5 protein-coding genes are annotated in these 3447 nt (G+C 67.2%); all 5 read right to left on the reverse strand.

The genetic code is table 11. From position 1 onward, the window contains the following. Nucleotides 1-16 precede the first annotated feature (16 nt). Nucleotides 17-568, reverse strand: coding sequence for an ATP-dependent protease subunit HslV (gene hslV / locus ACE026_RS14470; protein WP_019183676.1), 552 nt, complete (start codon nt 566-568; stop codon nt 17-19). A 91-nt stretch (nt 569-659) separates the two neighbouring features. Beyond that, the gene (gene xerC, locus ACE026_RS14475; RefSeq protein WP_486039522.1) at nt 660-1550 is read right to left on the reverse strand and encodes a tyrosine recombinase XerC; all 891 of its coding nucleotides are present in this window, start codon (nt 1548-1550) and stop codon (nt 660-662) included. Nucleotides 1551-1572: 22 nt separating this feature from the next. Further along, the gene (locus tag ACE026_RS14480; protein ID WP_259259058.1) at nt 1573-2250 is read right to left on the reverse strand and encodes a DUF484 family protein; all 678 of its coding nucleotides are present in this window, start codon (nt 2248-2250) and stop codon (nt 1573-1575) included. Further along, nucleotides 2247-3101, reverse strand: coding sequence for a diaminopimelate epimerase (gene dapF, locus ACE026_RS14485; RefSeq protein WP_486039523.1), 855 nt, complete (start codon nt 3099-3101; stop codon nt 2247-2249). Before dapF ends, ACE026_RS14480 begins: the two co-directional genes overlap by 4 nt. After that, nucleotides 3094-3339 carry an LPS translocon maturation chaperone LptM gene (gene lptM / locus ACE026_RS14490; RefSeq protein WP_019183672.1) on the reverse strand — a complete coding sequence of 82 codons (246 nt, stop codon included), beginning with the start codon at nt 3337-3339 and terminating at the stop codon, nt 3094-3096. Before lptM ends, dapF begins: the two co-directional genes overlap by 8 nt. Nucleotides 3340-3447: the final 108 nt, after the last annotated feature.

Genomic DNA, 3447 nt, shown 5'->3' on the forward strand with positions numbered 1-3447 from the left:
GCTTTGACCCTCCGGGTCAAAGCTCTTCGACCACCACGTTGCGATTGGTGTAGATGCAGATGTCGCCGGCGATGTTGATCGACTCGGTGGCGATCGTGCGGGCATCCAGTTCGGTATGCGCCATCAGCGCGCGGGCGGCCGAGAGGGCATAGGAGCCACCGGAACCGATCGCGATGATGCCGTCTTCCGGTTCGATCACATCACCGGTACCGCTGATGATCAGCGAGGTGTCCTTGTCGGCGACGGCAAGCAGCGCTTCGAGCTTGCCCAAGCGGCGCTCGGTGCGCCAATCCTTGGCCAGTTCCACTGCAGCACGCTGCAGCTGGCCGTGCTTTTCCAGCTTGGCCTCGAACAGCTCGAACAGGGTGAAGGCATCGGCGGCAGCGCCGGCGAAACCGGCCAGCACCTGGCCCTCGCGACCCAGACGGCGCACCTTGCGGGCGTTGCCCTTCATCACCGTGTGGCCGAGCGTGACCTGGCCATCGCCGGCGACGGCGACATGGCCGTTGCGCCGCACCGAGATGATGGTGGTGGCATGAAATACGTTGGGGTTCTGACTGGGGTCCATGGAGCCTCCGGGGTGACAAAGACTGAGGTGGGGTCTCTGCCCGACGCTTCAACCCGCCCCGCCCTGCGCCCGGATGCCGCAGCGGATCGATTCAGCTTTCGTTGCCGCTCTTGCGGCGCTTGGCACGCGGGTGCGCGGCATCGTAGACCTTGGCCAGATGCTGGAAATCCAGGTGGGTATAGATCTGCGTGGTGGCGATATCGGCATGGCCGAGCAGCTCCTGCACACCGCGCAGATCACCGGAGGACTCCAGGATGTGGCTGGCGAAGCTGTGCCGCAGCATATGCGGGTGTACGTGTTTGAACAGGCCCTGGCGCTGGGCGAGCTGGCGGATGCGGATCTGCACGGCGCGCTGGGTGATGGGCCCGCCCTTGCGCCCGGGAAATACCGGTGCGGTTGCCGCGCCGCCGCTTTCGGCCCGCCAGCCCTGCAGCGCGGTGCGCGCATGCGAACCGAACGGCACGCGGCGCTCGCGGTTGCCTTTGCCCAGCACGTTGACCAGACCGGTATCGAAATCCAGGTCGCGCCAGATCAGCGAGCACAGTTCGCTCAGGCGCAGCCCGGAGGAATAGAACAGCTCCAGCAGCGCGCGATCGCGCAGGCCGAGCGGTGCATCGGTGGGCAGTTCGACCAGCTGCACGGCTTCATCGGCATCGAGCACCTGCGGCAGTTTGCGCGGCGCCTTGGGCGCTTTCAGCCCCGTGGCCGGATTGGCGGCGATCCGGTGGTGCTTGAGCAGCCACGCGTAGAAACTGCGGCACGCCGAAAGCCGGCGCTGCAGCGAGGTGGGCGACAGCCCGCGGCGGTGTTCGGCAGCAATGAACTGGCGCAGTTGCGCACTGTCCAGCGTATCGATCACCGCACCCTGCCCTTCCGACCACGCCGCGAGCGCATCGAGATCGCGACGGTAAGCATCCAGCGTGTGCGCCGACATGCGGCGCTCCACCTGCAGGTGCGACAGGAAGTCCTGCGCGGTACTCACGGCGACTCCGCTCGAAGGTGCGTTATGGCGAGGCGAAACGCTGCAGCGCGACGACCAGCGATTCGCCCATCATGCGCAGGAACAGCGTGCCCATGCCCGGGTAGAACCGATTGCCATCATGGCTGCCGACCGCGATCAGGCCGACACCCGGCAGCGGCAGCAGCGCGCTGGACTGCACTTCCTCGGCGCGCCCGGCGTAGAGCACGGTGTTCTTCTCCGCCTGCAGGCGGCCACAGATCGGCTCGCCATCCTTGAGGCAATCGCGGAACACACCGAGCAGCGGGCTGCTCTCTTCGATCACCTGCAGCCACGGCGCCTGTTCCAGCCCGGCGACGGGATGCAGCACGATCAACCGGACCAGATCCCCGGCGAAATCTTCTTCCAGCGAGGCGGCCATCGCCCGCAGGGTGTCTGCCGCCGAGTCCTGTTTCATCAGTGCCAGGGTCAGCTGGTGCGTGCGCACGGCCAAACGCTCGTTGATCTGTGCATTGGCGGCCAGATCGGCCAGCCGTCGCGACAGCTCACGGTTCTTGTCGCGCAGCACGTCCAGCTGGTAGCTGGCCAGTGACGCGGTGGGGCCGTCATCGCGCGGCACCACCAGTGTCAGGGCCAGATCCGGGAACTGCTTCAGGAAGGTCGGATGCCGACGCAGCCAGGCGGCTACTTCGTGCGACCCGATTTTCTCGGCGGTCTCGCTCATGCGTTCCACTCTCCATCAAAGACGAAGGCTGCGGGTCCAGACATCACGATCTGTGCATCGTCGGCCGGCCAGCGGATGCGCAGGTCGCCGCCGGGCAGCGACATCGTGGCATCGCGCTGCAGGCGACCGCGCTGCATCATCACCACGGCCGCGGCGCAGGCGCCACTGCCGCAGGCCAGGGTTTCGCCGGCGCCGCGCTCGTACACGCGCAGGCGCGCGTGCTGCGGACTGAGCACCTGCACGAAACCGACGTTGACCGATTTCGGGAACGAGGCGTGCTGCTGCAGCAGCGGCCCCAAACGCTCGACCGGAGCGGCATCGACCAGGCCCACTTCGATCACGGCATGCGGGTTGCCCATCGAGACCGCGCCGAAGCGCACCGTGTCGCCCTGCAGCGGCAGCAGGTATTCCTCGCGGGCGCGGGCGAAGCCGATCAGCGGTACGTTCTCCGGCTCGAAACGCGGCACGCCCATGGCCACGGCGTACTGGTCTTCGCCCAGCCGTTCGACTGCATGGGTGGTGACCGGGCTGTCGATCGCGAAGGTGCTGCCGGTAGCCGCGCCATCACGCACCAGCCAGGCCGCCACGCAGCGCGCGCCGTTGCCACATTGCTCGGAGCTGCTGCCATCGGCATTCCAGATCCGGTACGAGGCGACCGAGCCTTCTGCCTTGGGCGGCTCGATGGTCAGGATCTGGTCGCAGCCCACGCCGGTGTGGCGATCGGCCAGACGCGCGGCCAGCGCAGCATCCGGCGGTGCGCTGCCATCGCGCAGATCCAACACCACGAAATCATTGCCGGCGCCATGCATCTTGGTGAAGCGCAGCGCCGCGGAGGTGTTCGACTTACTCATTCCCGTCATTGGCCTTCAGCGCCGGCGCTTCAACAGGATCGGGAACCACCGGGGAATCGGTATCGGCATCGGCGGCCGGCGGCGTAGCGTCGTCGGCGGCCGGTTCAACCAGCTGTTCTTCGACCGGGACCGGCTTCTGCGGCAGGACCAGCGGGCCCTTGTTGCCACAGGCCGACAGCACCAGCAGCGCCGAGGCGGCCAGCGTCAGGGAGATGAGGGTACGGGGGGATGTCTTCATCCTCCGAGTATAGCCGCGGTGTTTGGGCGCTTGGGTGCCGGCTGGATGAACAGGCAGCGCAGGAATCACACCCTTGGCGGCACCCTGGTAGTGGGGGGGGGGGGGGGG

The organism is Stenotrophomonas sp. AGC87 (assembly GCF_057333975.1).

What these genes read in the sequence shown, in the direction of transcription:
- hslV (WP_019183676.1), bottom strand. Translation starts at nt 568, where the DNA reads ATGGACCCCAGTCAGAACCCCAACGTATTTCATGCCACCACCATCATC.
- ACE026_RS14480 (WP_259259058.1), bottom strand. Translation starts at nt 2,250, where the DNA reads ATGAGCGAGACCGCCGAGAAAATCGGGTCGCACGAAGTAGCCGCCTGG.
- dapF (WP_486039523.1), bottom strand. Translation starts at nt 3,101, where the DNA reads ATGAGTAAGTCGAACACCTCCGCGGCGCTGCGCTTCACCAAGATGCAT.
- lptM (WP_019183672.1), bottom strand. Translation starts at nt 3,339, where the DNA reads ATGAAGACATCCCCCCGTACCCTCATCTCCCTGACGCTGGCCGCCTCG.